The sequence below is a fragment of the Klebsiella sp. CN_Kp100 genome (assembly GCF_040065315.1).
GTDB lineage: Bacteria > Pseudomonadota > Gammaproteobacteria > Enterobacterales > Enterobacteriaceae > Klebsiella > Klebsiella oxytoca.
Genome location: NZ_JBEAIJ010000039.1, coordinates 1 through 26,325, shown reverse-complemented (window position 1 = coordinate 26,325; position 26,325 = coordinate 1). Strand labels below are relative to the sequence as shown.

At 56.6% G+C, this 26,325-nt stretch carries 25 protein-coding genes and 2 rRNA genes; 23 read left to right on the top strand and 4 right to left on the bottom strand.

The genetic code is table 11. The features are described 5' to 3' along the window. Positions 1-44 precede the first annotated feature (44 nt). The 20 genes from ABLV12_RS15460 (at position 45) to trpS (ending at position 17,779) form a co-directional block, all read left to right on the top strand. Positions 45-629, top strand: coding sequence for a TetR/AcrR family transcriptional regulator (locus ABLV12_RS15460; protein WP_023320276.1), 585 nt, complete (start codon positions 45-47; stop codon positions 627-629). Between the two features lie 17 nt (positions 630-646). After that, positions 647-1,447: a helix-turn-helix domain-containing protein gene (locus ABLV12_RS15455; protein ID WP_004110280.1), complete on the top strand. Its 801-nt coding sequence runs from the start codon at positions 647-649 to the stop codon at positions 1,445-1,447. Then, positions 1,444-1,962, top strand: coding sequence for a FidL-like protein (locus ABLV12_RS15450; RefSeq protein WP_348867140.1), 519 nt, complete (start codon positions 1,444-1,446; stop codon positions 1,960-1,962). The genes ABLV12_RS15455 and ABLV12_RS15450 overlap by 4 nt, the downstream gene beginning before the upstream one ends. 405 nt (positions 1,963-2,367) lie before the next feature. After that, positions 2,368-2,646, top strand: coding sequence for a BMC domain-containing protein (locus ABLV12_RS15445; protein WP_004098239.1), 279 nt, complete (start codon positions 2,368-2,370; stop codon positions 2,644-2,646). A gap of 17 nt (positions 2,647-2,663) precedes the next feature. Then, positions 2,664-2,948 (top strand): BMC domain-containing protein, encoded by a 285-nt coding sequence (locus ABLV12_RS15440; protein WP_004108664.1) that lies wholly within the window; start codon positions 2,664-2,666, stop codon positions 2,946-2,948. 15 nt (positions 2,949-2,963) lie between these two features. Continuing rightward, positions 2,964-3,242 (top strand): BMC domain-containing protein, encoded by a 279-nt coding sequence (locus tag ABLV12_RS15435; protein WP_002442217.1) that lies wholly within the window; start codon positions 2,964-2,966, stop codon positions 3,240-3,242. Positions 3,243-3,295: 53 nt separating this feature from the next. Next, positions 3,296-4,900, top strand: coding sequence for an acetaldehyde dehydrogenase (acetylating) (locus tag ABLV12_RS15430; protein WP_064398557.1), 1,605 nt, complete (start codon positions 3,296-3,298; stop codon positions 4,898-4,900). A gap of 26 nt (positions 4,901-4,926) precedes the next feature. Then, positions 4,927-5,184 (top strand): EutN/CcmL family microcompartment protein, encoded by a 258-nt coding sequence (locus ABLV12_RS15425; RefSeq protein WP_004098229.1) that lies wholly within the window; start codon positions 4,927-4,929, stop codon positions 5,182-5,184. Positions 5,185-5,199: 15 nt separating this feature from the next. Further along, a complete protein-coding gene (locus tag ABLV12_RS15420) occupies positions 5,200-6,354 on the top strand; it encodes a 1-propanol dehydrogenase PduQ (RefSeq protein ID WP_348867139.1) in 1,155 nt (384 codons plus the stop codon). Positions 6,355-6,379: 25 nt separating this feature from the next. Next, positions 6,380-9,766: a choline trimethylamine-lyase gene (gene cutC / locus ABLV12_RS15415; protein WP_016807795.1), complete on the top strand. Its 3,387-nt coding sequence runs from the start codon at positions 6,380-6,382 to the stop codon at positions 9,764-9,766. A 56-nt stretch (positions 9,767-9,822) separates the two neighbouring features. After that, complete coding sequence (cutD, locus tag ABLV12_RS15410) at positions 9,823-10,770, top strand: choline TMA-lyase-activating enzyme (protein ID WP_016807794.1); 948 nt, start codon at positions 9,823-9,825, stop codon at positions 10,768-10,770. Positions 10,771-10,782: 12 nt separating this feature from the next. Further along, a complete protein-coding gene (locus tag ABLV12_RS15405) occupies positions 10,783-11,211 on the top strand; it encodes a BMC domain-containing protein (RefSeq protein ID WP_004108679.1) in 429 nt (142 codons plus the stop codon). Beyond that, the gene (locus tag ABLV12_RS15400) at positions 11,208-11,828 is read left to right on the top strand and encodes a phosphate propanoyltransferase (protein WP_004108682.1); all 621 of its coding nucleotides are present in this window, start codon (positions 11,208-11,210) and stop codon (positions 11,826-11,828) included. The genes ABLV12_RS15405 and ABLV12_RS15400 overlap by 4 nt, the downstream gene beginning before the upstream one ends. Positions 11,829-11,840: 12 nt before the next feature. After that, entirely contained in the window at positions 11,841-12,527 is a 687-nt protein-coding gene (locus ABLV12_RS15395; protein WP_133497476.1) for a hypothetical protein, read from the top strand. A 19-nt stretch (positions 12,528-12,546) separates the two neighbouring features. Further along, the gene (locus tag ABLV12_RS15390) at positions 12,547-12,963 is read left to right on the top strand and encodes a multidrug efflux SMR transporter (protein WP_004110265.1); all 417 of its coding nucleotides are present in this window, start codon (positions 12,547-12,549) and stop codon (positions 12,961-12,963) included. Between the two features lie 17 nt (positions 12,964-12,980). Continuing rightward, positions 12,981-13,310 carry a multidrug efflux SMR transporter gene (locus ABLV12_RS15385; protein ID WP_004108688.1) on the top strand — a complete coding sequence of 110 codons (330 nt, stop codon included), beginning with the start codon at positions 12,981-12,983 and terminating at the stop codon, positions 13,308-13,310. Between the two features lie 251 nt (positions 13,311-13,561). Beyond that, a complete protein-coding gene (tnaC, locus tag ABLV12_RS15380; protein WP_004098218.1) occupies positions 13,562-13,657 on the top strand; it encodes a tryptophanase leader peptide in 96 nt (31 codons plus the stop codon). Between the two features lie 123 nt (positions 13,658-13,780). Next, positions 13,781-15,169 carry a tryptophanase gene (gene tnaA, locus ABLV12_RS15375; RefSeq protein ID WP_004108691.1) on the top strand — a complete coding sequence of 463 codons (1,389 nt, stop codon included), beginning with the start codon at positions 13,781-13,783 and terminating at the stop codon, positions 15,167-15,169. Positions 15,170-15,307: 138 nt separating this feature from the next. Next, the gene (gene mtr / locus ABLV12_RS15370) at positions 15,308-16,564 is read left to right on the top strand and encodes a tryptophan permease (RefSeq protein ID WP_004108693.1); all 1,257 of its coding nucleotides are present in this window, start codon (positions 15,308-15,310) and stop codon (positions 16,562-16,564) included. Between the two features lie 207 nt (positions 16,565-16,771). After that, positions 16,772-17,779, top strand: coding sequence for a tryptophan--tRNA ligase (trpS, locus tag ABLV12_RS15365; protein ID WP_004108695.1), 1,008 nt, complete (start codon positions 16,772-16,774; stop codon positions 17,777-17,779). Between the two features lie 160 nt (positions 17,780-17,939). Here trpS and ABLV12_RS15360 read toward each other — a convergent pair whose 3' ends face one another. Continuing rightward, on the bottom strand, positions 17,940-19,337 hold the full coding sequence (locus ABLV12_RS15360; RefSeq protein ID WP_004108697.1) for a diguanylate cyclase: 1,398 nt from the start codon (positions 19,335-19,337) through the stop codon (positions 17,940-17,942). A 532-nt stretch (positions 19,338-19,869) separates the two neighbouring features. On the opposite strand from ABLV12_RS15360, the gene ABLV12_RS15355 reads away from it, so the two are divergent. The 3 genes from ABLV12_RS15355 to ABLV12_RS15345 are packed head-to-tail and all read left to right on the top strand — an operon-like array spanning position 19,870 to position 24,787. Beyond that, positions 19,870-20,937 carry an HlyD family efflux transporter periplasmic adaptor subunit gene (locus ABLV12_RS15355; protein WP_023329190.1) on the top strand — a complete coding sequence of 356 codons (1,068 nt, stop codon included), beginning with the start codon at positions 19,870-19,872 and terminating at the stop codon, positions 20,935-20,937. Then, positions 20,934-23,663: a ribosome-associated ATPase/putative transporter RbbA gene (rbbA, locus tag ABLV12_RS15350; RefSeq protein ID WP_004110251.1), complete on the top strand. Its 2,730-nt coding sequence runs from the start codon at positions 20,934-20,936 to the stop codon at positions 23,661-23,663. The genes ABLV12_RS15355 and rbbA overlap by 4 nt, the downstream gene beginning before the upstream one ends. Then, on the top strand, positions 23,663-24,787 hold the full coding sequence (locus tag ABLV12_RS15345; RefSeq protein WP_004108704.1) for an ABC transporter permease: 1,125 nt from the start codon (positions 23,663-23,665) through the stop codon (positions 24,785-24,787). Before rbbA ends, ABLV12_RS15345 begins: the two co-directional genes overlap by 1 nt. A 37-nt stretch (positions 24,788-24,824) precedes the next feature. On the opposite strand, the gene ABLV12_RS15340 is transcribed toward ABLV12_RS15345, so the two are convergent. The 3 genes from ABLV12_RS15340 to ABLV12_RS15330 all read right to left on the bottom strand — a co-directional run. Next, complete coding sequence (locus ABLV12_RS15340) at positions 24,825-25,142, bottom strand: hypothetical protein (RefSeq protein WP_004108706.1); 318 nt, start codon at positions 25,140-25,142, stop codon at positions 24,825-24,827. 701 nt (positions 25,143-25,843) lie between these two features. Then, positions 25,844-25,959 (bottom strand): 5S ribosomal RNA (gene rrf / locus ABLV12_RS15335). A gap of 200 nt (positions 25,960-26,159) precedes the next feature. Further along, positions 26,160-26,325 (bottom strand): 23S ribosomal RNA (locus ABLV12_RS15330); the annotation flags it as partial.

Here is a 26,325-nt window from a genome sequence, read left to right as displayed (position 1 = left end):
CGCATATTGATAGCGATCAAGAATAATCATACCGTCTGGTCGGTATGATTCGGGCCATGAATATGGAAGCCCAACATCGTAAAAAAGATCCTGTCCGCCTGCATAAGCAGCTGCTGGAATCCGCAGCCACTATCGCCGGTCGGGACGGTATCGCCTCGCTGTCGCTGAACGCCGTCGCGCGCGAAGCGGGCGTCAGCAAAGGCGGCTTACTGCACCATTTCCCCAACAAGCAGGCGCTGATTTTCGCTCTCTTTGCCCGTCTGCTGGCGATTATGGAAGAAGCGATTTCAGAGCTTATGGCCGCGGATAACGTCTCTTATGGCCGATTTACCCGCGCCTATCTGCGCTATCTGTCGGCGCCGGAACTCACGGACACCCAGGAGAGCCGCCAGCTGATGGTGCTGTCGCTGGCCATGCCGGATGAACCGGTGCTGCGAAAATGCTGGCGCGACTGGATGCTGGACCATCTGGCGAAAGGGGATGAACTGGACAATAGCCATACCGGCACGCTGGTGCGCTATGCGGCGGACGGCATCTGGCTATCGGAATTAACCGAGGGGCGCACCATGAGCCCCAGGCACCGGCAGTCGCTGGTCAGCGATTTGACGAAGATGACGCTTCCTGCGTGAAGCATGTTGAGGCCACGATGCGCTATAACATCCATGGCCGTCTTATTTATGATGCAATGGACGGCACGCTAACGTTACCGGGAAGCGATGAGGCGGACAGCCAGCTGTCCATCACCGCCAACGCGCTGCTGTGGTTCTTCCTGCGCCACACCGAGGTGGTCAGCCGCGACGAAGTGCTTAAAAAAGTCTGGGATGACAATGGGTTAACCTCATCCAACAGCAATCTCAATCAATATCTGAGCATGCTGCGCAAAACCTTTCGCCACTACGATATCGACAACATTATCGTCACCGTATCGCGCGGATTGCTGCAGCTCAATCCGGACCTCGCTATCGAGATGCTCGACGCCAGCCCGGAGCCGGAACCGGCGCCTGCGGCAGAAGCTGAGCCAGATCTGGCCACCGCCCCGGCAGAACAGAAGACCGTCTCCAGTCGCCACGCGCGCGGCACCTGCTGGTATCTGGCCGGCGGCTGCCTGCTCACCATCGCCCTGCTGCTGGTGGTCTGCAGTTTTCTCGGCGGCAGCACAGCGCACCCCATTACCCTGACGCAAATACGCCACAGCCAGTGCGAACTGCTGGCCAGCGATGAGATGCTGCGATCCGTTGCCGAAAGCGCCTACGGCAAGAATTTTGATGCTGTACGCCAGCGCCTGAAGCTGGAGTGCAAGCCCGGCGAACGCTTCGTCTTCTTCTATGGCGACCGGCTGGAAACCAACGGTCTGGGCCGGGTGTTCCTCGCCCACTGCGCGATGCATGAAGATAACCCGTTCAGCTACTGCGATAACTATTTTTATTATTCATGGAAGCCGCAATGAGAATCGCCCCGCGCCCCTTTTTCGCCCTCTCCAGCCTGGTGTTTATTGCCGCCGCCGGGTTCTGCGCCTGGAAGCTGCTGCCGGTCGAAAAAGGCGGGGTAATGAGCTGTTCGACAAAAGCGATTATGCGCTTTGAGAACATGGAGAAGGAGAACGTTAACGGCAATATCCATTTCAACTTTGCCGCCAACGGCAAAGGGTCGATGGTCGTTGAAGGCTACACCGATTCCGCCGCCGGCTGGCTTTACCTCCAGCGCTACGTCAAATTCAGCTACACCAGCAAGCGCATCTCCACCACCGAGCGCCACTATCGCATCAGCAAGTGGGAATCCAGCGCCTCGTCCATCGATGAGTCGCCGGACGTGATCTTCGACTACTTTATGCGCGAGATGTCCGACAGCCACGATGGCCTGTTCCTGAACGCACAGAAGCTCAATGAGAAAGCCATTCTTCTCAGCTCTATCAACTCCCCGCTCTACGTCTGCACGCTGAAGTCCGGCAGCAAGCTTGACTAAGCTCACACCCGCTTTTCCTTCCTCGCTTTCCCGTTAGTAAAACCGCACGTTTTGCATTTAGCCTGCCGAAGAAAACACGATCCTCCCCACACTTAGCATGGGAATAAATTACCCCCGATCTGCAATAAATTAGCAACTTATTAACATCAATCCGCCTCAGGCTAAATGGTGAAAAAAGCGCCACAATCGTCACTCAATCCTCCCCGCCATCGCAGCACAAATGCATAAATAATCGCCTTAACTAATCTAAATCACAGAGTAAAAGACTAAAAATACCACGTCAGCAGATTTAAATTTCACTTCATTCGCCATTCCCTATAGTGAACCCCGAACGCCGCATCCGCGTCCTGACGCCGTTACGCGGTCGGTTTTCCGAATCACAAAACCTGTTCTGGAGGAGAAACCATGGGTGATGCATTAGGGCTTATCGAAACCAAAGGTCTGGTGGCCTGCATTGAAGCCGCGGATGCGATGTGTAAAGCCGCCAACGTCGAGCTGATTAGCTATGAAAACATCGGCTCGGGGCTGGTGACCGTCATGGTGAAGGGCGACGTCGGCGCAGTGAAAGCGGCTGTGGATTCCGGCGTGGAATCCGCGCAGCGCATCGGTGAAGTGGTGACCTCGCTGGTTATCGCTCGTCCGCATAACGACATCAACAAAATCGTCATTAAACACAAGGCCTGATGGCCAGGAGAACGCAAATGGGTGATGCATTAGGTCTGATCGAAACCAAAGGTCTGGTGGCCTGTATCGAAGCGGCGGATGCCATGTGTAAAGCCGCCAACGTTGAACTGATTGGCTATGAAAACGTCGGCTCCGGCCTCGTCACCGCGATGGTGAAGGGCGACGTCGGCGCGGTGAAAGCGGCGGTGGATTCCGGCGTCGAATCCGCGCAGCGCATCGGCGAAGTGGTGACTTCTCTGGTTATCGCCCGCCCGCATAACGACATCAACAAAATCGTCTCGCATTACAAAATCATAGATTAACCGGAGAAAAACCTGATGAAAGAAGCGCTAGGGCTTATCGAAACCAAAGGTCTGGTGGCCTGTATTGAAGCGGCGGATGCGATGTGCAAAGCCGCTAACGTTGAGCTGATTGGCTATGAAAATGTCGGCTCCGGCCTGGTCACCGCGATGGTGAAGGGCGACGTCGGCGCGGTGAATGCCGCGGTAGATTCCGGCGTGGAAGCGGCAAAACGCATCGGCGAAGTCGTCACCTCTCGCGTCATCGCGCGTCCGCATAACGACATCGAAAAAATCGCGGCGCAGCACAAAGCATGACCTGACAGGGCGCGCCCCGTCTCCACTCTTTTAGTCTGATGAAGGATAGACTCATGATTGAACTGGATAACGATTTGCAGTCCCGGCAGAACGCCCGGGAACTGGTGCGCAATGCCAAAAAGGCGCAGGCGATTCTGGCCACCTTTTCGCAGCAGCAAATCGACGCCATCGTGAAGAACGTGGCCCAGGAAGCAGCGCATCATGCAGAAGCGCTGGCGAAAATGGCCGCGGAAGAAACCGGTTTTGGCAACTGGCAGGACAAAGTGCTGAAGAACCGCTTCGCCTCGCTGCGCGTCTACGACGCCATCAAAGATATGAAGACCGTCGGCATCATTCATGACGATCCGCTACAAAAAGTGATGGACGTGGGCGTGCCGCTGGGGGTGATTTGTGCGCTGGTACCGTCGACCAACCCGACCTCCACGGTCATCTACAAAACGCTGATTGCCCTGAAGGCCGGCAACGCGATTATCTTCTCCCCGCATCCCGGCGCCCGCCAGTGCAGCTGGAAAGCGATTGAAATCGTGAAGCGCGCGGCGGAAGCGGCAGGGGCGCCTGCCGGTAGCGTCGACGCCATTAGCCAACTGACCCTCGAAGCCACCTCAGAGCTGATGCACAGCAAAGACGTGTCGCTGATCCTGGCGACCGGCGGCGAAGGCATGGTGCGCGCCGCCTACGCGTCCGGCACGCCGACCATTAGCGGCGGTCCGGGTAACGGCCCGGCGTTTATCGAACGCAGCGCCGATATCCCCCACGCAGTGAAAGATATCATCACCAGTAAAACCTTCGATAACGGCGTGATCTGCGCCTCCGAGCAGTCGATTATCGTCGAACGCTGCATCTACGACGAAGTGCATCGCGAACTGGAAGCGCAGGGCGCGTACTTCATGAACGAAAACGAAGCGGCGAAAATGGCGGCCCTGCTGCTGCGTCCCAACGGCACCATCAACCCTAAAGTGGTGGGTAAAACCGCGCTCTATCTGAGCCAGATGGCCGGTTTCTGCGTCCCGGCCAGCACCCGAGTGCTGATTGCCGAGCAGACCACGGTATCGCATACCAACCCCTACTCGCGGGAAAAACTGTGCCCGGTACTCGGCCTGTACGTCGAAGAGGACTGGAAAGCCGCCTGTCACCGCGTCGTGGAACTGTTGACCAACGAAGGCCTCGGCCACACGCTGGTGATCCACACCCGCAATCAGGACGTCATCCGCCAGTTCTGCCTGGAAAAACCGGTTAACCGCATTCTGATCAACACCCCGGCGGCGCTGGGTGGCATCGGTGCGACCACCAATATCACTCCGGCCCTGACCCTCGGCTGCGGCGCAGTCGGCGGCGGCTCCAGCTCAGATAACGTCGGACCGATGAACCTGCTCAACATCCGCAAAGTGGGCTACGGCGTTCGCTCCATCGATGAACTGCGCGCGCCGGGTAGCCGCCCGGAACCGCAGCCGACCATCGTCAGCCCGGCGTCCGGCCCGAACCGCAGCATCTTCGACGATGAACGTTTTAACGCCCCGGCGACCGCCGCCACCGCAGCCCATCCGGCCAGCGCCGACGATCGCTTTGCGGCTGCCGCCGTCGTCGGCGCGGAAAGCGAGATTAATGAGCAAAACGTGGAACGCGTCATCCGCCAGGTGCTGGAACGCCTCGGTAAGTAACACATTGATATAAGGCGATAAAAACAATGATTCTCGCAAAGGTAGTCGGACATGTCGTCGCCACGCAGAAGTGCGATGAGCTACGGGGCAGCAACCTGCTGCTGATCGTCAAATTGGATGATGACCAGCAGCCGATGAAAGACCAGACCTGGGTTGCCGTTGATAGCGTCGGCGCCGGTATGCACGACATCGTGCTGGCCGAAGAGTACCTGGCGCTCAACAAAGAGCGCTACAAGGCCATGTCGGTGGTCGCCATTGTCGAGAACGTGTTTCGGGACGCTTAAGGAGTCAATAACCCAATGAGTGAATTTTTGCTGAAACCCCGGATTCGCTTTGGTCAGGATGCGCTTGCCATCCTGAACGAGCTGCCCGCCCGCAACGTGCTGCTGGTCACCGACCAGGCGATGGTTAAGTTTGGCCTCGCCGATCGCGTCACGCAGATCCTCCATGCGCGCGGCATCGCTTTCCAGGTCTGGGACGACGTGGTGGCCGACCCGGATATCACCACCGTGGTGCGCGGTATGAAGCGGATGGATACCAGCTATCCGGATCTGGTTATCGCGCTGGGCGGCGGTTCGGTGATTGATGCAGCCAAAGCGGTTATTTTCGCCCTGGCGCAAACCCGTCCGGACGCTCACCGCGAGCCGCCCTGCTTTGTGGCGATCCCCACCACCAGCGGCACCGGCTCTGAAGTCACCGCCTTTTCAGTGGTAAAAGCACACGCCGAGAAGCTGGTACTGGTGGACCCGTCGCTGCTGCCGGATATCGCCATTCTTGACCCGGCGCTGGTGGCCTCGGTGCCGCCGGCGATCACCGCCGATACCGGTATGGACGTGCTGTGTCACTCGCTGGAAGCCTATGTCTCCCTCGCCGCCAGCGACTTTTCCGATGCGCTGGCGGAGAAAGTGGTGCAGCAGGTATTTCGCTTTCTGCCGACCTGCTGGCGCAACGGTGCCGACCTGCTGGCGCGGGAAAAGATGCACAACGCTTCCTGCATGGCGGGCATGGCCTTCACCAACGCCTCGCTGGGCATTACCCACAGCCTTGCCCACGCGCTCGGCGGCGTGTTTCGCGTCCCCCACGGTCGCGCCAACGCCCTGCTGATGGCGGACGTGGTGGCCTGGAACGCCGATTATCACGGGCTGTGCGATACCGATGCCGCCCGCAAATATGCCCGATTAGCCCATCTGCTGGATCTGCCTGCGGCCACTACCCGCCAGGGCGTCGCCAGTCTGCTGGTCGCCATTCAGGCGCTTAAAGACGAAATGAGCATGCCGGCCGGCATCCGCGATACCGGCGTCCTTGCAGACGAGTTTGAACAACGGCTGGCGGAGATGGTCGGCCAGGCGTTACGCGACAGCTGTACCCCGACGAACCCACGCGCGCCGGATGCTCACGCACTGACCGAACTCTATCGCCGGGCATGGACCGGCAACGCCGTTCAGGGCCACTGATAACAAGATTTGGAGAACCTTACCCATGGCACACTACAGCTTAACGCCGCGCGTCAAAGTGTTGGCAGAACGTTTACTCTCACAAAAAAGCACCCTGTGCACCGAACATGCCACCACGCTCAACGCCCTTGATGGCGATATCGCCGGGGTTCCCGCCGCCGTCAAACCGGCGCGCCGTTTCTATGAACTGATGCGCCAGCTGCCGCTGTGCATCAGCGCCGACGAGCTGATCGTCGGCAACCAGACCCGCAAACCGCACGGGGCGATTTTCCACGACGAGAGCGCCGCCCGTCGCCCGTCCGCGTTCCAGTTTCTCAATCTGAATAGCGATCTCGACTCCCCGGATTACAAGCTGGTGGTCGAAAAAGGCGTACTGGCGATAAAACATCAGCTGGAAGAGAAAACCCGCGCGCTGGGCAGCGCCGTCAGCCGCAGCGGCATGGACGAAGTCAACGGCTGCCGTGCGGCCATCTACGCCTGCGATGCCCTGCTGGCGCTGGCGCAAAACCTGGCCAACAGCGCGGAACAGCTGGCCGCCGCGGAAACCAACGCTTACCGCCGGGCGGAACTGCTGGACAGCGCCGCCATTCTGCACCATGTTCCGGCGCATCCGGCGCGCAGCTTCAAAGAGGCGTGCCAGGCCTTTTATCTGTTCCAGCTGGCGCTCCAGCTGGATAACGGCAGCTACGCCGTCAACCCGGAAGGCGCCGACAAAGCCCTGCTGCCTTACTACCAGCACGATATCAACAACGGCGCGCTCTCCCCGCAGCAGGCGTATGAAATCGTCGAATCGCTGTGGTTCAAGCTGGCGGAACTGTGCGAAGTGCGCGCCGCCTGCGCGATCGACGGTTATCCGATGTTTGACGCCATGCTGCACGGCGCAAGCCTTGAGAATGCGCGCATCAACGAACTCTCCGACATGTTCCTCAGCGCGCAGCAAAACCTGAGCGCCCTGAATCTGCCGGTGCGTCTGTTCAAGGGAGTACAACACGTTTCCGCCGCCCCGTTTGCCGCCGCCGGCGATACGCCGGCAGCAGAAGGGCTGACTCCGCGCATGCAGCGCCTGCGCAACCACTACCTGACCGTGCGCCCGAGCGTCTCTATCTATCGCGCGCTGGCCTTTACCGAAGTGGTCAAAGCCAACCCCGGCATGCCGACAATTCTGCTGCGCGCCAAAGCCTTCCGCCACGCCTGCGAAACCGCGCCGATTCTGATTCAGGATGATGAGCTGATCGTCGGTCATCCGTGCGGCAAACCGCGCGCGGGCGCCTTCTCGCCGGATATCGCCTGGCGCTGGGTGCGCGACGAACTCGACACCATGAGCACACGTCCGCAGGATCCGTTTGAGATCAGCGAAGCAGATAAAAAAACCATCCGCGAAGAGATCGTACCGTTCTGGGAAGGCCGCTCGCTGGACGAAATCTGCGAAGCCCAGTACCGCGAAGCCGGCGTATGGGCATTCAGCGGCGAAACCTTCGTCAGCGACCTCTCCTACCACCAGATCAACGGCGGCGGCGACACCTGCCCGGGCTACGATGTGCTGCTGTTTACCAAAGGGATGAACGGCATTAAAGCCGACGCCGAGGCGCATCTTGCCAGCCTGAGCATGGAAAACCCGGAAGATATCGACCGTATTTACTACTACAAGGCGGCCATTGAAACCTGCGAAGGGGTGATTAACTACGCACACCGCATCGCCGCCCGCGCCCGCGAACTGGCCGCCGTTGAACAGAACGCCCAGCGCCGCGCCGAGCTACTGACCATCGCTGAGGTGAACCAGAACGTGCCGGCGAACCCGCCGAAAACGCTGCAGGAGGCACTGCAGAGCATCTGGACCGTGGAATCGCTGTTTGAAATTGAAGAGAACCAGACCGGGCTGTCCCTGGGTCGCGTAGACCAGTACTGCTACCCGATGTTTGAAGCCGATATCCGCGAAGGCCGCCTGACTCACGACACCGCTCTGGAGCTGCTGCAGGCGTTTATCATCAAATGCGCCGAGCTGATGTGGATGTCCAGCGAGCTGGGGGCGAAATATTTCGCCGGCTATCAGCCGTTTATCAACCTGACCGTCGGCGGTCAGAAGCGCTCCGGCGGCGATGCCTGTAACGACCTGACTTATCTGATCATGGACGCCGTGCGCTTCGTGAAGGTTTACCAGCCGTCGCTGGCCTGCCGTATTCACAACCAGTCGCCGCAGAAGTATATGGAAAAAATCGTCGACGTCGTCAAAGCGGGGATGGGCTTCCCGGCCTGCCACTTCGACGACTCCCATATCAAGATGATGCTGCGAAAAGGCTTCGATTTCGAAGACGCCCGCGACTACTGCCTGATGGGCTGCGTTGAGCCGCAGAAATCCGGCCGCATCTACCAGTGGACCTCCACCGGCTACACCCAGTGGCCCATCGCCATTGAGTTCGTTTTAAACCGCGGTCGGATGGTGCTGTTTGACAGCTATCAGGGGCTGGATACCGGCGACCTGCGCGACCTGCACACCTTCGAAGCGTTCGACGCGGCGGTGAAAAAACAGATTGCCCATATCGTACGCCTGTCGGCGATCGGTACGGTCATCAGCCAGCGCGTGCACCGCGACGTGGCGCCGAAGCCGCTGATGTCGCTGCTGGTAGAAGGCTGCATGGAAAAAGGGAAAGACGTTGCCGCCGGCGGCGCGATGATCAACCACGGCCCGGGGCTGATCTTCTCCGGTCTGGCGACCTACGTCGATTCCATGGCGGCGATTCGTAAGCTGGTGTTTGAAGATAAGAAATACACCCTTGAGCAGATGCGCGACGCGCTGCTGGCGAACTTCGAAGGCTTTGAAGGCCTGCGTCGCGACTGCCTTAACGCGCCGAAATACGGCAACGATGATAACTACGTTGACCAGTATGCACTGGATATCACCGAGTGGACCGAGCGCGAGTGCCGTAAGTACAAGATGCTCTACTCCACCCTGAGCCACGGCACACTATCCATCTCCAACAACACGCCGATCGGTGAGCTGACCAACGCCACGCCGAACGGTCGCCTGGCGTGGATGCCGCTCTCCGACGGTATCAGCCCGACTCAGGGCGCGGATAAGCAGGGTCCGACGGCGATCATCAAGTCGGTGAGCAAGATGAACGTCGAAACCATGAATATCGGCATGGTGCACAACTTCAAGTTCCTCAAAGGGCTACTGGATACCCCGGAAGGTCGTCACGGCCTGATTACCCTGCTGCGCACCGCGTCGATTCTCGGCAATGGCCAGATGCAGTTCAGCTATGTCGATAACGAAGTGCTGAAAAAAGCCCAGCAGGAGCCGGAAAAATACCGCGATCTGATCGTCCGCGTCGCGGGCTACAGCGCCTACTTCGTTGAGCTGTGCAAAGAAGTTCAGGACGAGATTATCAGCCGTACGGTAATTGAGAAGTTCTGATAAAAACACGGACGTTTTTGGACACGGATGTCCCGATCGTATTTCTGGAGGTAAATGTGAGCGCAAAACAAGAATTAACCGGGCGAATATTCAATATTCAGAAATATTCGATCTATGACGGCGATGGGATCCGCACGCTGGTTTTTTTCAAAGGCTGCAATATTCGCTGCCCGTGGTGCGCTAACCCGGAAGGGCTGAATAGCCAGTTTCAGGTGATGTTCTCCCAGGATAAATGCATTAACTGCGGCGACTGCGTCAACGTCTGCCCGGCGGGAATTCATTATCGGGCGGAAGAAAACGGCGAAATGAAGCACTTCGTCAACCGCAATAAAGACTGCATCGGCTGCCGCAAGTGCGAAGAGATCTGCACGCAGAACGCGCTGGATATTATGGGTAAAGATGTCACCGTCAGCGAACTGATGGAGATCATCATGCAGGACTACGACTTTTATATCTCCTCCGGCGGCGGCGTCACCATCGGCGGCGGAGAAATGAGCCTGCAGACCGATTTTGCCGTAGCGCTCTTTAGCGAATGCAAAAAGATGATGCTCAATACCGCCGTGGAAACGCAGGGCACTACGCCGCTGGCTAATTATCAAAAGCTGGCGCCGGTGACCGACACCTTCTTATTCGATATTAAGCAAATTAATAGCGAGCACCATAAAGCGTTATTTGGCATTGGCAACGAAGGCATTCGCCGCAACCTGGAGTGGCTGGTGGATTCCGGCGCTAACGTCATTATCCGCATGCCGCTGGTTCGCGGCTATAACGACTCGTTCGATGCCATTACCGGGGCCATTGATTATGTCCAAAAGCTGGCGAAGCGCGGAAATATCCGCCGCATCGATATGCTGCCGTACCACCAGCTCGGGCGCAAAAAATATGAGCGCCTCGATATGCCCTACCCCATCGCCCGGGACCCGACATATTCCGCCGAAGAGTTAGACCGGCTGGAAACGTTCTTCACGCAGTTTGATTTTGATATTCGCTTAGTCCGCCATTAACAGGAGCCGACAATGAAAAGTTTAGGCGTAATTGAAACGCGAGGGTTAGTTGCCGCCGTTCAGGCCGTAGATGCCGCCTGTAAAAGCGCAGGAGTGACCTGCTTTGGCTACCGCAAAGTCGGATCGGGGCTGGTTAGCGTCTGCTTTGAGGGGGAGATCAGCGCGATTCACACCGCCATCGAACGCGGCGTGGCCGTCGCTGAGCTTATCGACCCGCAGGTGAAATCCCTGACGATTGCTCGTCCGGAACGCAGCGTCGTGGAAGCCCTCAGCACCCTCAAAGGCCATCCGCCGCGTGCGAAAGCTGCCGCTGCAGCCCCGCTTGAGGCTGAAATCGTCGCACCCGCCGCTGTGGAAACAAGGGAACCCACTGAGCCCGCCGCCGCGCCCGCGGCGACGGAAGATAAAAACGCGGCGATGAGGAAAGGGAAGAAGGCATGATCGACACCCTGCTCCATGAAAAAATCGCCGCCCGCCTGAGCCACGTTGCGCCGGCTATCCCGGTCGGCATCTCTAACCGTCACGTCCATCTGGCGCAGCAGGACGTCGAAGCGTTGTTTGGCAAGGGCTATGTCCTGACACCGTTTAAGCCGCTGCGTCAGCCGGGACAGTTCGCCGCCCAGGAGTGCGTCACTGTGGTCGGTCCGAAGGGCTCGCTCACCCACGTGCGCGTCCTCGGCCCAACCCGCCCGGTATCGCAGCTGGAAATCTCCCGCGCCGACTGCTTTACCCTCGGCATCAAAGCACCGGTTCGCGAATCCGGCCAGCTGGAGAATGCGGGCAGCGCGCTGCTGATCGGCCCGGCAGGCCACGTTGAACTGCGGTCTCAGGTGATCTGCGCCTGGCGGCATATCCATATGTCGCCGCAGGACGCCCGCCAGCTGAACGTCACCAACGGCCAGAAGGTTAGCGTCCGCAGCAACGGTGAACGCCAGCTGACCTTCGATGAAGTAGTCGTGCGGGTACGCGAAGACTTCGCGCTGGAGTTTCATATTGATACCGAAGAGGCCAACGCCGCCGGCTTGAAAAACGGCGCGCAGGTCGCGCTCATCGGCTAACGGAGGCTCGCCATGACCAACCAACAGATGGAAGAGCTGGTTGAACGCATTATCCAGCGTCTGCGGCCGCCGGTACTGGTAATGGTGACCGCCGCGGCGGGCTACCGGCACGCTATTCGCCAGCGGCTGGCCGGCTGCGGCGAGAGCCTGCACCTGGCGCTGGATAGCGGCATTGACGACGGCGAGCAGTGGCAGAGTATCGGTAAAACGCTACCGGCGACTGACTGGCAATATGGGCTGCCGTCCGCTGCGTATAAAGCGCTGCTGCTGCCATTTCTCGACTACCCGCTGGCGGCGGATCTGGTGAATGGTTCTCTGCACAGTCCCCTTGCCCACCGCGTGCACGATGCTCTGCTGAGCGGTCTGCCGGTGCTGGCGCTGCGCTATCACTGCGATCCCGCCAGCGAGCTTAACCAGCTGCGGGGCGCGCAGCCTGATACCGCTTACGCCGGGCATATGCAGGCCACGCTTTCCCGCCTGGCCGAATGCGGCGTCACGCTGTGCACCATGAACGAATTGCTGGAGAAGCTGGCGTCGGGTCGCGAAGTAACGGTGGCGCCGGCGAGCGGTCCGCGCCGTTATCTCACTGTCACAGACGTGGTGAATAATCCGGCGCTGGCCGGTGCGCCTCAAGCGCAGTTAACCGATGCCGCTATCGATTTTTTAAAAAACAGAAAAAAAGAACCTTACCTTAAATAGTAAACCCGGAGTTTAACTTATGTCTTCAAAAACAAAGTGTTGGCTATGGATGCTGCTGGTTATCGTTTCCGAAACCTCAGCCACCTCCACCCTCAAAATGTTCGGCAGCAGTGAAGGGATAACCAAAATGCTGCTGCTCGGGCTGCTGGTGCTGCTGTATTGCACCTGCTACTACTCGCTGTCCCGCGCGGTGAAAGATATTCCCGTCGGTCTGGCTTATGCCACCTGGTCCGGTACCGGCATCCTCGTGGTATCGACGCTGGGAATGGCGTTTTACGGCCAGCACCCGGATACCGCCGCCATTATCGGCATGGCGGTTATCGCCAGCGGTATCGTGATCATGAATCTGTTTTCCAAAATGGGTAGCGAAGAGAGCGAGGAAGCGCCCGCAGAACCCTCGGCTGCTTCATCGCTGGACAAAAAAGTCGCCAACTAACTGAAAAGGAATCGCATATGTTTAACCTCGGATTTTTATGGCTGGCGCTGTCTATCGGCTCCGAAATCACCGGCACGTCGATGATCAAAAAGACCAACGGCTTCAGTAAACTGGCGCCGTCGGTGCTGGTGGTCTGCGCCTACGGCCTGTGCTACTTCGCCCTCACCCGCGCGATGAGCACTATTCCGGTCGGCGTCGCCTACTCGTTATGGTGCGGCTTTGGTATCGTCGGCGTCACGATTTGCTCGATGATCCTCTATAAGCAGAAACCGGATATTCCGGCCATCCTCGCCATGGTGCTGATCATCTCCGGCGGCATCATTATGAACGTCTTTTCCAGCATGTAAGTCACTCCTGCGCCTTCATTTATTGCGGTGAAGGCGCTAAATACCCCTACTAAATAAGCCGTCATTGGCACAATTAAAAAAACAAAAAACCATCGCCTGCTAACCAAATAATCAATAACGCTAAAAATACGACGAGCGTCAAATTTTTATACTCCACTTATCAATAACTAATTTTTTGTGATTTTAATCGTGGTTATTTTCTCATATTACCTTATTTTTATGGCATCCCTTCAACCACAGAGGACGATGTCATGACGCAAAAATCGATTTATCGCCTCATCGCCCAGGGCGGCCTGGACGACTGGTATAATTTAGATCACCGCATCTCCAACGACTTCCCTCGTTAATTCTCCGCTGCTGTTTACTCCCTAAAAAAATTAATTCAGCACTGCGTTTAGTCGCTATTTGTTGCGCCCATTACTTGTCGCCAAATAGCCAGACGCGGCACAGCATTCCCATGGAGAAAATAAATGAAACGTATCCCTGAGCCGTTCCGCATTAAAATGGTCGAAAATATTCGTATGACCACCTTTGACGATCGCGTCAAAGCGCTGGAAGAGGCGGGCTATAACCCGTTTTTGCTCAATAGCCAGGACGTGTATATCGACCTGCTGACCGACTCCGGCACCGGCGCGATGAGCGACCATCAATGGGCCGGGCTGATGATGGGCGACGAAGCCTACGCCGGGTCGCGTAACTATCAGCATCTGTGTGAAAAGGTCAAAGAGATTATCGGCTATCCGTATACCATTCCCACCCACCAGGGGCGCGGCGCGGAGCAGATTCTGTTCCCAAGCCTGATTGCTCGCCGCAAGTCGGCGCATCCGGTGTTTATTTCCAACTTCCACTTCGATACTACCGCCGCTCACGTGGAGCTTAACGGCGCAAAAGCCATTAACGTGGTGACGCCGAAAGCCTTCGACACGACCTCGTGGTACGACTGGAAAGGCAACTTTGATATTGATTTACTGAAAGCGACCATCGCCGAGCACGGCGCGGAAAACGTGGCGGCGATTATTACTACCGTCACCTGTAACAGTTCCGGCGGCCAGCCGGTATCGCTGGCGAATATGCGCGAGGTGTATCAAATTGCGCGCCAGAACAATATTCCGGTGGTAATCGACTCCGCCCGCTTCTGCGAAAACGCCTGGTTTATTAAACAGCGCGAAGAGGGCTATGCCGATAAATCGGTGAAAGAGATTATTCTCGAGATGTACCAGTACGGCGATATGCTGACCATGTCCGCCAAGAAAGACCCGATGGTGAATATTGGCGGACTGTGCTGCTTCCGCGATGACGAAGAGCTCTTCAACGAAGTGCGCATTCGCTGCGTGCCGATGGAAGGCTTTGTCACCTACGGCGGCCTGGCGGGGCGCGATATGGAGGCGCTGGCTATCGGTCTGGAAGAAGGGACCAACGAGGATTACCTCGCTTATCGCATCAATCAGGTGGAGTACCTCGGTGAACGCCTGCGCGAAGGCGGCATTCCGATTCAGTATCCGACCGGCGGCCATGCGGTGTTCGTCGATGCTAAGCTGCTGCTGCCGCATATTCCGCCGGAGCAGTTCCCGGCGCACGCGCTAAACAACGAGCTGTATCTGGAAGCGGGCATTCGCAGCGTGGAAATCGGCTCCCTGCTGCTGGGACGCGACCCGGAAACCGGTAAGCAGAAGGCGTCGCCGATGGAGCTGCTGCGCCTGACCATTCCGCGTCGGGTTTATACCAACGATCATATGGACTATATCGCTGATGCGCTGATCGCCGTTAAGGCGCGCGCCGCCACGATTAAGGGCCTGACCTTTACCTATGAACCGCCGGTACTGCGCCACTTCGTCGCCAGACTGAAACCGGTGAAATAAACCGCATCACGGCGCTCTCGCAACGGGAGCGCCATTATTTAAAATCCATCTCTTTAAGCTCAATCATTCGGGTTGCGCCGGGTAGCCGTTTGCCCGCAGCCCGTTATTTACTATATAGCCACGTGAGGAATGCACCTTATGGCTACATTATCAGTCTCAAAAGCGGTCTCAACTAATACACCATCGCTGATTGGCGGAGCGATGATTATCGGCGGCACGATTATTGGCGCAGGCATGTTTTCTTTACCGGTGGTGATGTCCGGTGCCTGGTTTTTCTGGTCGCTGCTGGCGCTTATCTTTACCTGGTTTTGCATGCTGCATTCCGGGCTAATGATCCTCGAAGCCAATCTCAATTATCATATTGGCGCCAGCTTCGATACAATTACGAAAGATTTACTGGGAAACGGCTGGAATATTATCAACGGTCTGACCGTCGCCTTTGTATTATATATCCTGACCTACGCCTATATTTCCGCCAGCGGTTCGGTTATTCAGCATACTTTTGCGCAGATGAACCTCGCGGTTCCCGCACGCCTGGGCGGGCTGGCGTTCGCGCTGATCGTCGCCTTTATCGTCTGGCTGAGTACGAAAGCGGTAAGCCGGATGACGACTATCGTGCTGGGCGCCAAAATTCTCACCTTCTTTATGACCTTTGGCGGTCTGATGTGGCACGTGGAGCCCGCGATTCTGTTTAACCGCGCGGAGGTCAATGCGTCCTATCTGCCCTACGTTCTGATGACGCTGCCGTTCTGCCTGGCCTCCTTTGGCTATCACGGCAACGTCCCCAGCCTGATGAAGTACTACGGTAAAGACCCGCTTATCATTCGCCGCTGCCTGCTGCTCGGCACGCTGATGGCGCTGGTGCTATATATCATCTGGCTGGTCGGTACAATGGGCAATATTCCGCGCCCGGCGTTTATCGCTATCGCCGAAAAAGGCGGCAACATCGACGTGCTGGTGCAGACCTTAAGCGGCCTGCTGAACAGTTCGACTCTCGATTTATTGCTGACCGTCTTTTCCAACTTCGCCGTCGCCAGCTCATTCCTGGGCGTAACACTCGGCCTGTTCGATTACCTGGCGGATCTGTTTAAGTTTGACGATAGCCGGCTGGGGCGGTTTAAAACCGCGCTGGTGACCTTTCTGCCGCCGATCGCCGGCGGTCTGCTGTGGCCTGACGGTTTTATCTACGCCATTGGCTTCGCCGGTCTCGCCGCTACCGTCTGGGCCGCTATCGTCCCCGCCCTGCTGGCGCGCGCCTCGCGCAGGCGTTTCGGCAGCCCGAACTATCGGGTCTGGGGCGGCAATGCCATGATTATCCTGATTTTATGCTTCGGCGGCGCCAACGCGATAATTCATGTTTTATCCAGTTTTAACCTGCTGCCAGTTTATCGCTAAATGAAAAAAGGGCTTTCACTCGCGCCACTTTTCGTGGCAGGATAAAAAGATGAACAGAAACGTTGTCATCTCTCACCTCCGCCGTTGGTGGCTGCCTGCATAACAGGCGGCAAGATTTTACGTTTCCTCTATTCAAAGCCGCCGGAAGGCGGCTTTGTTGTTTCTGAGTGTCGCCCTTCGGCCTGATAGCATCCTAAGGAGTCACTCATGAACACCAGCCAAACGATCCTGACCGGCGACCGTCCTACCGGCCAGCTGCACCTCGGCCACTACGTTGGTTCCCTGCGCCAGCGCGTGCTGCTCCAGCACGACCATCAGCAGTTTATCCTCGTCGCGGACCTGCAGGGACTGACCGACAACGGCAGTAACCCACAAAAAATCAGCAGCAATATCCTTGAGGTGATGGCCGATTATCTCGCCGTCGGTATCGATCCGCAGAAGACCACCATTTGCCTGCAATCCGCTCTGCCGGCGCTGGCCGAACTCAGCGCGCTGTATATGAATATCGTCACCGTCGCCCGGGTTGAACGCAATCCGACGGTGAAAAATGAAATCGCCCAGAAGGGGTTTTCCCGCTCGCTGCCGGTGGGATTTTTAGCCTATCCCATAAGCCAGGCCGCCGATATCACCGCCTTTAAGGCCGAACTGGTGCCGGTTGGCGACGATCAGCTACCGATGATTGAACAGACCAACGAGATCGTGCACAAAATGAATAGCCTGACGACGACGCCGATCTTACAGCACTGCAAAGCGCTGCTCAGCGACGTCAGCCGCCTGCCGGGCATCGATGGCAACGCCAAAATGTCGAAATCGCTGGGCAACACGCTCACCCTTTCGGCCAGCGAAGAGGAGATCCATCGTGCGGTCAGCGCCATGTATACCGATCCGAATCATCTGCGGGTCGCCGACCCGGGTCAGACAGAAGGCAATGTGGTCTTTACTTATCTCGACGCCTTTCATGCTGATAAGGCCTTCGTTGCCGAGATGAAAGCCCACTATCGGCGCGGAGGGCTGGGAGACAGGCAGTGCAAAAACGCGCTGGAGACCTGCTTACAGGAGCTGCTGGCGCCGATACGCGAGCGTCGGGCGACTTATATTCAGGATAAAGGCATGCTGCTGGCGCTGCTGCGCCGGGGAAGCGAACGGGCGCACGAACTGACACAACGGACGCTGCATGAAGTAAAACGCGGGCTGGGGCTGCCGGTGCTGTTTTGAGGCGTGGAAATATCTCCGCGTTGAAAGCCGTTGCCATATCTCTCCCGGGGGCGGCGCCTGACGCGCCTTGCCCGGGCTACAGGTTCACAGCCGCCTGCGGTCAGGTAGCCCGGACAGGCGCAGCGCGCCGCCTCCGGGAAGGGCTCGGCAGATTGGCAGATTAATTCCCGTCGCCTTCATGCATCTTCACGCAGTTGCGCCCATTGCGCTTGGCGACGTACAGCGCGCTGTCGGCATCGCGCAGCAGCAGATTGTAATCCGGATGACCGGAGTGGACGGCGTAGCCGATGCTGGCGGTAATCGAAATCTCATTGTCAGCGCCAACGCTAAACGCCAGCTGGCTGATTTTTTTACGCAGCCGTTCGAGGATAGTAAAGGCTTCCGCGGCGCCGGTCTCCACCAGCACCAGCAGAAACTCTTCGCCGCCGTAGCGGAAGATATAATCGCTGGAGCGAATATTATCGCTGAGCAGCTCCGCAACGTGCTTAATCGCCCGGTCGCCGACCATATGACCCCAGCTATCATTGATCTCTTTAAAGTGGTCGATATCGATAATCGCCACCGTCATCGGCAGTTCATATTCCATCGCCAGCGTCACTTCATGCTTAAGCACCACCGGCAGATAGCGGCGGTTCAGCAGGCTGGTCAACGTATCTTTACCGCTTTGCATCTGCGACAGGCTGCTAAACAGCACGCCCAGCTGGCTGCCGATCTGCTGGCAATGGATATGGATCCCCTGCAGCAGAGCCTGCGTATTTTTATACTCAGAACCGTCAGATGAGGATTTCCAGGCGGATAACAGCGCATCCACCTTGCTAATTAAATCGGCGATTTCCTGCATTTGCGGATTTTTGTTAAAATAACGCACGCATTTATGGCGGAACCACAGGCCAAATTCCGAATCAGATAATAACGCCCCGTTAATATCCGTCTTATTATCGCTGACAATATTAAAAATAGCGGTATTTTCCCATCCGGAGAGCGAAGCCTGCTGTTTGCCATATTCCAGCGGCACGTTATCCATCAGGCTATACAGGCGGTAGGCCTCTTCATTTTTCGTCGCCCGATAGTGCGACAGGGTATAGGCATGGCACATCATTTCTACCGCCATATTAATGGCCATGATGGCGTAGTAGATGGCGGCGACGCTGGTCTCGCGATCGAAGTGACTATCGCGGATATTTTCAATCAGCCCGGCTTTCAGCTGGCGCGCGCCGCGAAGTACCGCCTCTGCCGGGATTCCGATGCGTGAATGAATGCTGCCGATCAGATACTGCCGCTCCGCCAGCGCCTGCAAATTTTCCTTATCGCACATCAGGATATCTTTCACCCATCCGGCCAGCGAGCTGCTGAGCCGTTCCTGAACTAAGTCATAGCTAAGGTGCCGCGCGATGTCAGGATCCTGGAAAATAAAATCATAAAAACGGGTCGCTAACGCCTCCGCCTGCTGCCCGGCAATATTTTTAAGTACCGCCCTCACTTCCGGCGTCAGGCTGTCGTACAGCGGCAACCACTCCTTAAAAATAATTGAGATATATTTTTGGCTTTCATCTTTCATTGAATAAAGCGCTCGCCCGGCGTGAGTGTATTTTCAGGGCCGCCGATCATACAACAGTTCTCCAGGAGCAACCAGATTAAAAATGCACCAGTCGCCCGGGAATAATATCCTCTGGTTATTAGCACTGAAAAATAGCTTATATGTACGATGATTTAATGAAGCGCGGAAAGATTATCTGCGCCGGTATCCGGAGCATAAAACCCAATAAGCATAATGGATAATATTGACCCACTGCGCTGCGGACCGTTTTTATGTTAACTCAACGACAAGACCCTGCTTTGTATATGGACATACTCATCGCGGGTGTTAGTATGACATTGACGGTAGCAATAAATATGCGTGTTTCATTTAAGGCGAGGATTGCTGATGATGACCACATTGATCGCACCTCCTTCTGACCGGTTAGCAGCGCTGCTGGAACCCTGCGCCGGTTGGCCTTATCCCCGATTCCTCCCTTTCCTGAAGAGACGAAACTTCGCCATGCGGAGGAGAAGCGCGCACCACTCAGCCAATGGAAAAAAGCGAGTCGCGTATGGACAAAATCAAACGACGTTGGGTTGGATACGTTATTGGTTTAGCAGTGGTGATTGCCGCTGCGGCATGGTGGATGCTGCGCCCGCCGGGGGTTCCGGCAGGATTTGCCAGCAGTAACGGTAGAATCGAAGCTACAGAAGTCGATATTGCCACCAAAACCGCCGGACGTATCGATACCATCCTGGTCAAAGAGGGGCAGTTTGTTCGTCAGGGCGATGTGCTGGCGCGTATGGACACCCGAGTGCTCAACGAACAGCGGCTGGAGGCCGCCGCGCAAATCAAGGAAGCAGAGAGCGCGATTGCCGCCGCGAAAGCCCTGCTCGACCAGCGTCAAAGCGAAATGCGCGCCACGGAAGCGGTGGTGAAGCAGCGGCAGGCGGAGCTGAACTCCTCGGCTAAACGCCACGTCCGCTCCAGCACGCTCTCGCAGCGCGGTGCGGTCTCCGCCCAGCAGCTGGATGACGACCAGGCGGCGGCAGAAAGCGCCAGGGCGGCGCTGGAATCCGCGAAAGCTCAGGTCTCTGCCGCCAGGGCCGCGATTGAGGCGGCGCGAACCAGCATCATTCAGGCGCAAACCCGGGTCGAGGCCGCCCAGGCGACCGAACGGCGGATTATCGCCGACATCGACGATAGCGAGCTGAAAGCGCCGCGCGATGGCCGTATTCAGTACCGCGTTGCCGAACCGGGAGAGGTACTGGCGGCGGGAGGCCGGGTGCTGAATATGGTCGACTTGTCCGACGTTTATATGACCTTCTTCCTGCCGACCGAGCAGGCGGGTCTGCTGGCGCTGGGCAGCGAAGCGCGAATTATCCTTGATGCCGCGCCGAATCTGGTGATTCCCGCCAATATCAGTTTTGTCGCCAGCGTGGCGCAGTTTACGCCCAAAACGGTGGAAACCAGCGATGAACGGCTGAAGCTGATGTTCCGCGTGAAAGCCCGCATTCCGCCAGAGCTGCTGGCAGAGCATCTGGAGTATGTGAAGACCGGCCTGCCCGGTATGGCATGGGTCCGTCTGGATAACCAGCAGGCGTGGCCTGAAGCGCTGAAGGTGAGGTTGCCGCAATGAAAACCGTCGCCCGCCTGGAAAACGTCAGCCAGCACTTTGGCGCAACCGTCGCGCTGAAGGACATTACGCTGAGCATTCCCGCCCGCTGTATGGTGGGCCTGATCGGGCCTGACGGCGTGGGCAAGTCCAGCCTGCTATCGTTGATCTCCGGCGCGCGAGTGATTGAGCACGGTAACGTCATGGTGCTCGGCGGCGATATGAGCGATGTGCGCCATCGCCGGGACGTCTGCCCGAAAATCGCCTGGATGCCGCAGGGGCTAGGAAAGAACCTCTACCATACCCTGTCGGTCTATGAAAATGTCGATTTCTTTGCTCGTCTGTTCGGCCATGATAAAGCCGAACGCGACATCCGCATCAATGAGTTGCTGCAGAGTACCGGCCTGGCGCCGTTTCGCGACCGTCCGGCGGGAAAACTCTCCGGCGGGATGAAGCAAAAGCTCGGCCTGTGCTGCGCGCTTATTCACGACCCGCAGCTGCTGATTCTTGATGAACCTACCACCGGCGTCGATCCCCTCTCGCGAGCCCAGTTTTGGGATCTGATCGACAGCATTCGCCAGCGTCAGCCGGACATGAGCGTGCTGGTCGCCACCGCTTACATGGAGGAGGCGGAACGTTTTGACTGGCTGGTAGCCATGAACGCGGGGGAAGTTCTGGCAACCGGCAGCGCCGATGAGCTTAAAGCGCATACGGCAAGTCAGACGCTGGAACAGGCGTTTATCGCTCTGCTTCCCGAAGCCCAGCGCCTGGCGCATAAAGAAGTGATCATCCCACCGCGCAATGCCGATGAAAGCGAAATTGCGATTGAAGCGCGCGGGCTGACGATGCGCTTCGGTCAATTTGTCGCTGTTGATCACGTCAACTTTCGTATCGCCCGCGGCGAGATTTTCGGCTTCCTCGGATCTAACGGCTGCGGCAAATCAACAACCATGAAAATGCTGACCGGACTGCTACCGGCCAGCGAAGGCGAGGCGTGGCTGTTTGGACAACCGGTCGATCCCAGAGATATCGAAACCCGCCGCCGCGTCGGCTATATGTCGCAGGCCTTCTCTCTCTATAGCGAACTGACCGTACGGCAAAACCTTGAGCTGCATGCCCGCCTGTTCCACATTCCGGATGCGGAAATCCCCGGGCGGATCGCCGAAATAAGCCAGCGCTTTATGCTGGAAGAGGTAGAGGATACCCTGCCCGCTTCGCTACCGTTAGGTATTCGTCAGCGGCTCTCGCTGGCGGTCGCGGTGATTCATCGCCCGGAAATGTTAATTCTTGACGAACCTACCTCCGGCGTCGATCCGGTGGCCAGGGATATGTTCTGGCAGCTAATGGTCGATCTGGCCCGTCAGGATCGGGTGACCATTTTTATCTCCACCCACTTTATGAATGAAGCGGAACGCTGCGATCGCATTTCGCTGATGCATGCCGGAAAAGTCCTGGCCAGCGATACGCCGCAGGCACTGGTCGAACAGCGCGGTTCGGCCACGCTTGAAGAGGCATTTATCGCCTGGCTACAGGAGGCGGCAGAGGCGACGCAGCCGCCAGATGCGCAGGCTACAGCGGTTCCCGCGATAGAACACAAAACCGAAAGCAGTGTGCCGCGACAGGCGTTCAGCCTGCAGCGCCTGTTTAGCTACAGTCGCCGCGAGGCGCTTGAGCTGCGCCGCGATCCGGTTCGATCGACCCTGGCGCTGCTCGGCACGGTGATCCTGATGTTTATCATGGGTTACGGGATCAGTATGGACGTCGAAGATCTGCGATTTGCGGTGCTCGACCGCGACCAGACCGTCAGCAGCCAGGGATGGTCGCAAAATATCGCCGGCTCGCGCTACTTCATCGAACAGCCACCGCTACAAAGCTATAGTGAACTGGACAGAAGAATGCGCAACGGCGAGCTGGCGGTGGCTATCGAGATCCCGCCCAACTTTGGCCGCGATATCGCCCGAGGGACGCCGGTGCAAATTGGCGTCTGGGTGGACGGCGCGATGCCGAACCGCGCGGAAACCGTGCGCGGCTACGTGCAGGCCATGCATCTGGCCTGGCTGCAGGAGATGGCCAGCCGCCAGGCTAGCCCCAATCGCGATACTTCACTGATTTCCATTGAGACCCGCTACCGCTATAACCCGGATGTGAAGAGCCTGCCGGCGATTGTTCCGGCGGTGATCCCGCTACTGTTGATGATGATCCCGGCGATGCTCAGCGCGCTCAGCGTGGTCCGCGAGAAAGAGCTTGGTTCAATCATCAATTTATACGTGACGCCAACCACCCGCAGCGAATTTCTGCTGGGTAAACAGGTGCCGTATATCGTACTGGGGATGTTTAACTTCTTTCTGCTCTGCGCACTGTCGGTCTTTGTCTTTGGCGTACCGCACAAAGGGAGTTTTCTGACGCTCACCCTGGCCGCGCTGCTCTACGTCACTATCGCCACCGGACTTGGCCTGCTGATTTCAACCTTTATGAAAAGTCAGATTGCGGCGATTTTCGGCACCGCGATCATTACGCTTATCCCGGCGACGCAGTTTTCCGGGATGATCGACCCCGTCGCCTCGCTGGAAGGGCCTGGGCGCTGGATTGGCCAGATTTATCCAACCAGCCACTTTCTGACGATTGCGCGAGGAACGTTTTCCAAAGCGCTGAATCTGACCGACCTGTGGGGATCCTTTATTCCGCTACTTATCGCGGTTCCGCTGGTGCTGGGCCTGAGCGTGTGGCTGTTGAAAAAACAGGAGGGATAATGCGCGGACTACGCAATATTTATAATTTGGGAATGAAAGAGCTCCGTAGCCTGCTGGGCGATAAAGCGATGCTGACGTTAATTGTCTTCGCATTTACCGTCTCGGTTTACTCCTCCGCAACCGTCATGCCGGGTTCGCTGCATCTGGCGCCCATCGCTATTGCCGACATGGATAAGTCGCAGCTTTCATCGCGTATCATCAATGGTTTTTACCGGCCCTGGTTTTTGCCTCCGGAGCTGATTACAGCTGATGAGATGGACGCCGGACTGGATGCGGGGCGGTATACTTTCGCCATCAATATCCCGCCGGATTTTCAGCGCGACGTTCTGGCCGGACGCCACCCCGAGCTGCAGGTTAACGTGGACGCGACGCGAATGAGCCAGGCGTTTACCGGCAATAGCTATATCCAGAATATTGTCACCGGCGAGGTGAACAGCTTTGTCGCCCGCTACCGGGACAACGGCACGCTGCCGGTTGAGCTGGCCGTCAGAATGCGTTTTAACCCGAATCTGGAGCAGGAGCGTTTCGGCGCCGTCATGGCAATCATTAACAATATCACCATGCTGGCGATCGTGCTGACCGGGTCGGCGCTGATACGCGAGCGGGAACATGGTACCGTGGAGCACCTGCTGGTTATGCCGGTCACGCCGTTCGAAATCATGATGGCAAAGATATGGTCAATGGGGCTGGTGGTGCTGGTGGTTTCCGGGCTCTCGCTGATGCTGATGGTTCAGGGGGTTCTGCAGGTACCGATAGAGGGCTCAATACCGCTATTTATGCTGGGGGTAGCCCTGAGCCTGTTTGCTACCACCTCAATCGGCATTTTTATGGGGACGGTGGCGCGTTCAATGCCGCAGCTGGGGCTGCTGATGATTCTGGTGCTTTTGCCACTGCAGATGCTATCCGGCGGCTCCACGCCTCGCGAAAGTATGCCGCAGGCAGTACAGGACATTATGCTCACCATGCCGACAACCCACTTTGTTAGTCTGGCGCAGGCTATTCTTTATCGAGGCGCTGATTTCTCTATCGTCTGGCCGCAGTTTCTGACGCTGCTGGCTATCGGTGGCGTGTTTTTTACTATCGCGCTACTGCGTTTTCGTAAGACGATCGGGGAAATGGCCTGAGGTCATGCCGGTATCGTCGCTTGTCGCCGTACCGGCTCTATTTCTTACGGTTCATAAAGCGCCGCAGGAGCCAGGTGAATCCCATCGCCATGCTGAACAGGATAAATAGCAGCAGCACCCAGCTAACGGAGATTCGCAGCAGCGTACTTAGCGTCATAAAAGGCTGTAAATTCACGGTAAATGAGTGGTCTACCGACTTGCCCAGCATCGTCATTACGCTCTCCGTTAGCCATACGAGCAGCCAACAAACCAGCCAGATAATCGCCGGCCAGCAGAGCAAAACCAGAAAGGTAAAACGCTCCTGGATATAATTTATCAGTTGGCGCAAAGGAGGCCAGTTAATCAGAATTTTCATTACTATTCTCATATTGCCAGCCGGTAACATGCATTATTCGTCAAAAGACGTTACCGGATTAGCTTCCATACAGGCAATGCACCCTATGTTTTTAGCAAATTTGAATTAACTTAAACCAGATCGAGTTAACAAAGTGTTAAGGACACTAAGACATTTCACTGAAAAAGTCCAGCGGTTATGCCCATAGCCCGCCGCGTCGCGAAGCTTTCTCACCTGTTTGTTAATATATTTACATTAGAGTAACTTAAGAATTAGCACAGAAATATTCTTTAAATAATTCACATTAAATATTAAGAAGCAGGTTTATATATATGGTTATTTCTTTGTCAATTGCCAATCAATAGAAAACAACGCCTCAGGATATTATTTCATTCAGAAAGCGAAATTATCGTCGATTATTTTCCAATAAATAATAACGCTGCCATAAATGTATTTTCATTCTTCGTAGCGGCTAGTTGGTATCTTTCGGGGCGGCCTCCACAGAAACAGAGGCGCTCACAAGGATGATGCAGGCAATAAAAGATAAAAAGTTATCTGTATCAACAGGATGGGGAGATTCTGCGCATGATAGCCAGCGATACCCTCGGATACCAGGCGTCCCGCACAAGAGCGAGAAATGTTGCCCGTGGCAGGAAAAAAGCAAATTTACTTCAAAAACGCAAAAAGCCCATCCGTCAGGATGGGCTCTTCACTTGTTTGATGCCTGGCAGTTCCCTACTCTCACATGGGGAGACCCCACACTACCATCGGCGCTACGGCGTTTCACTTCTGAGTTCGGCATGGGGTCAGGTGGGACCACCGCGCTAGTGCCGCCAGGCAAATTCTGTTGTCAGAAACGAATCTTTTACACCGATGCTGCGTTGGCTGCATTCGTAAAGTCAGTCACATACTTCAGTATGCTCCTTCCTTTCCTTCATTTGCCGCCTTGCCTCAGCGTAAAATCTTTCGTTCCCGAAAATCTGTAATCAATGCTGAAATTGTTGTCTTCTCAATCCGCCAAAACATCTTCGGCGTTGTAAGGTTAAGCCTCACGGTTCATTAGTACCGGTTAGCTCAACGCATCGCTGCGCTTACACACCCGGCCTATCAACGTCGTCGTCTTCAACGTTCCTTCAGGACTCTCAAGGAGTCAGGGAGAACTCATCTCGGGGCAAGTTTCGTGCTTAGATGCTTTCAGCACTTA

Coding starts and splice junctions, on each gene's coding strand:
- ABLV12_RS15395 (WP_133497476.1), top strand. CDS start 11,841: ATGACCAACCAACAGATGGAAGAGCTGGTTGAACGCATTATCCAGCGT.
- tnaA (WP_004108691.1), top strand. CDS start 13,781: ATGAAACGTATCCCTGAGCCGTTCCGCATTAAAATGGTCGAAAATATT.
- ABLV12_RS15390 (WP_004110265.1), top strand. CDS start 12,547: ATGTCTTCAAAAACAAAGTGTTGGCTATGGATGCTGCTGGTTATCGTT.
- ABLV12_RS15405 (WP_004108679.1), top strand. CDS start 10,783: ATGAAAAGTTTAGGCGTAATTGAAACGCGAGGGTTAGTTGCCGCCGTT.
- ABLV12_RS15340 (WP_004108706.1), bottom strand. CDS start 25,142: ATGAAAATTCTGATTAACTGGCCTCCTTTGCGCCAACTGATAAATTAT.
- tnaC (WP_004098218.1), top strand. CDS start 13,562: ATGACGCAAAAATCGATTTATCGCCTCATCGCCCAGGGCGGCCTGGAC.
- ABLV12_RS15440 (WP_004108664.1), top strand. CDS start 2,664: ATGGGTGATGCATTAGGTCTGATCGAAACCAAAGGTCTGGTGGCCTGT.
- ABLV12_RS15455 (WP_004110280.1), top strand. CDS start 647: ATGCGCTATAACATCCATGGCCGTCTTATTTATGATGCAATGGACGGC.
- ABLV12_RS15435 (WP_002442217.1), top strand. CDS start 2,964: ATGAAAGAAGCGCTAGGGCTTATCGAAACCAAAGGTCTGGTGGCCTGT.
- ABLV12_RS15355 (WP_023329190.1), top strand. CDS start 19,870: ATGGACAAAATCAAACGACGTTGGGTTGGATACGTTATTGGTTTAGCA.
- trpS (WP_004108695.1), top strand. CDS start 16,772: ATGAACACCAGCCAAACGATCCTGACCGGCGACCGTCCTACCGGCCAG.
- ABLV12_RS15420 (WP_348867139.1), top strand. CDS start 5,200: ATGAGTGAATTTTTGCTGAAACCCCGGATTCGCTTTGGTCAGGATGCG.
- ABLV12_RS15460 (WP_023320276.1), top strand. CDS start 45: ATGATTCGGGCCATGAATATGGAAGCCCAACATCGTAAAAAAGATCCT.
- ABLV12_RS15445 (WP_004098239.1), top strand. CDS start 2,368: ATGGGTGATGCATTAGGGCTTATCGAAACCAAAGGTCTGGTGGCCTGC.
- cutC (WP_016807795.1), top strand. CDS start 6,380: ATGGCACACTACAGCTTAACGCCGCGCGTCAAAGTGTTGGCAGAACGT.
- ABLV12_RS15450 (WP_348867140.1), top strand. CDS start 1,444: ATGAGAATCGCCCCGCGCCCCTTTTTCGCCCTCTCCAGCCTGGTGTTT.
- ABLV12_RS15360 (WP_004108697.1), bottom strand. CDS start 19,337: ATGAAAGATGAAAGCCAAAAATATATCTCAATTATTTTTAAGGAGTGG.
- rbbA (WP_004110251.1), top strand. CDS start 20,934: ATGAAAACCGTCGCCCGCCTGGAAAACGTCAGCCAGCACTTTGGCGCA.
- mtr (WP_004108693.1), top strand. CDS start 15,308: ATGGCTACATTATCAGTCTCAAAAGCGGTCTCAACTAATACACCATCG.
- ABLV12_RS15430 (WP_064398557.1), top strand. CDS start 3,296: ATGATTGAACTGGATAACGATTTGCAGTCCCGGCAGAACGCCCGGGAA.
- ABLV12_RS15400 (WP_004108682.1), top strand. CDS start 11,208: ATGATCGACACCCTGCTCCATGAAAAAATCGCCGCCCGCCTGAGCCAC.
- ABLV12_RS15345 (WP_004108704.1), top strand. CDS start 23,663: ATGCGCGGACTACGCAATATTTATAATTTGGGAATGAAAGAGCTCCGT.
- ABLV12_RS15385 (WP_004108688.1), top strand. CDS start 12,981: ATGTTTAACCTCGGATTTTTATGGCTGGCGCTGTCTATCGGCTCCGAA.
- ABLV12_RS15425 (WP_004098229.1), top strand. CDS start 4,927: ATGATTCTCGCAAAGGTAGTCGGACATGTCGTCGCCACGCAGAAGTGC.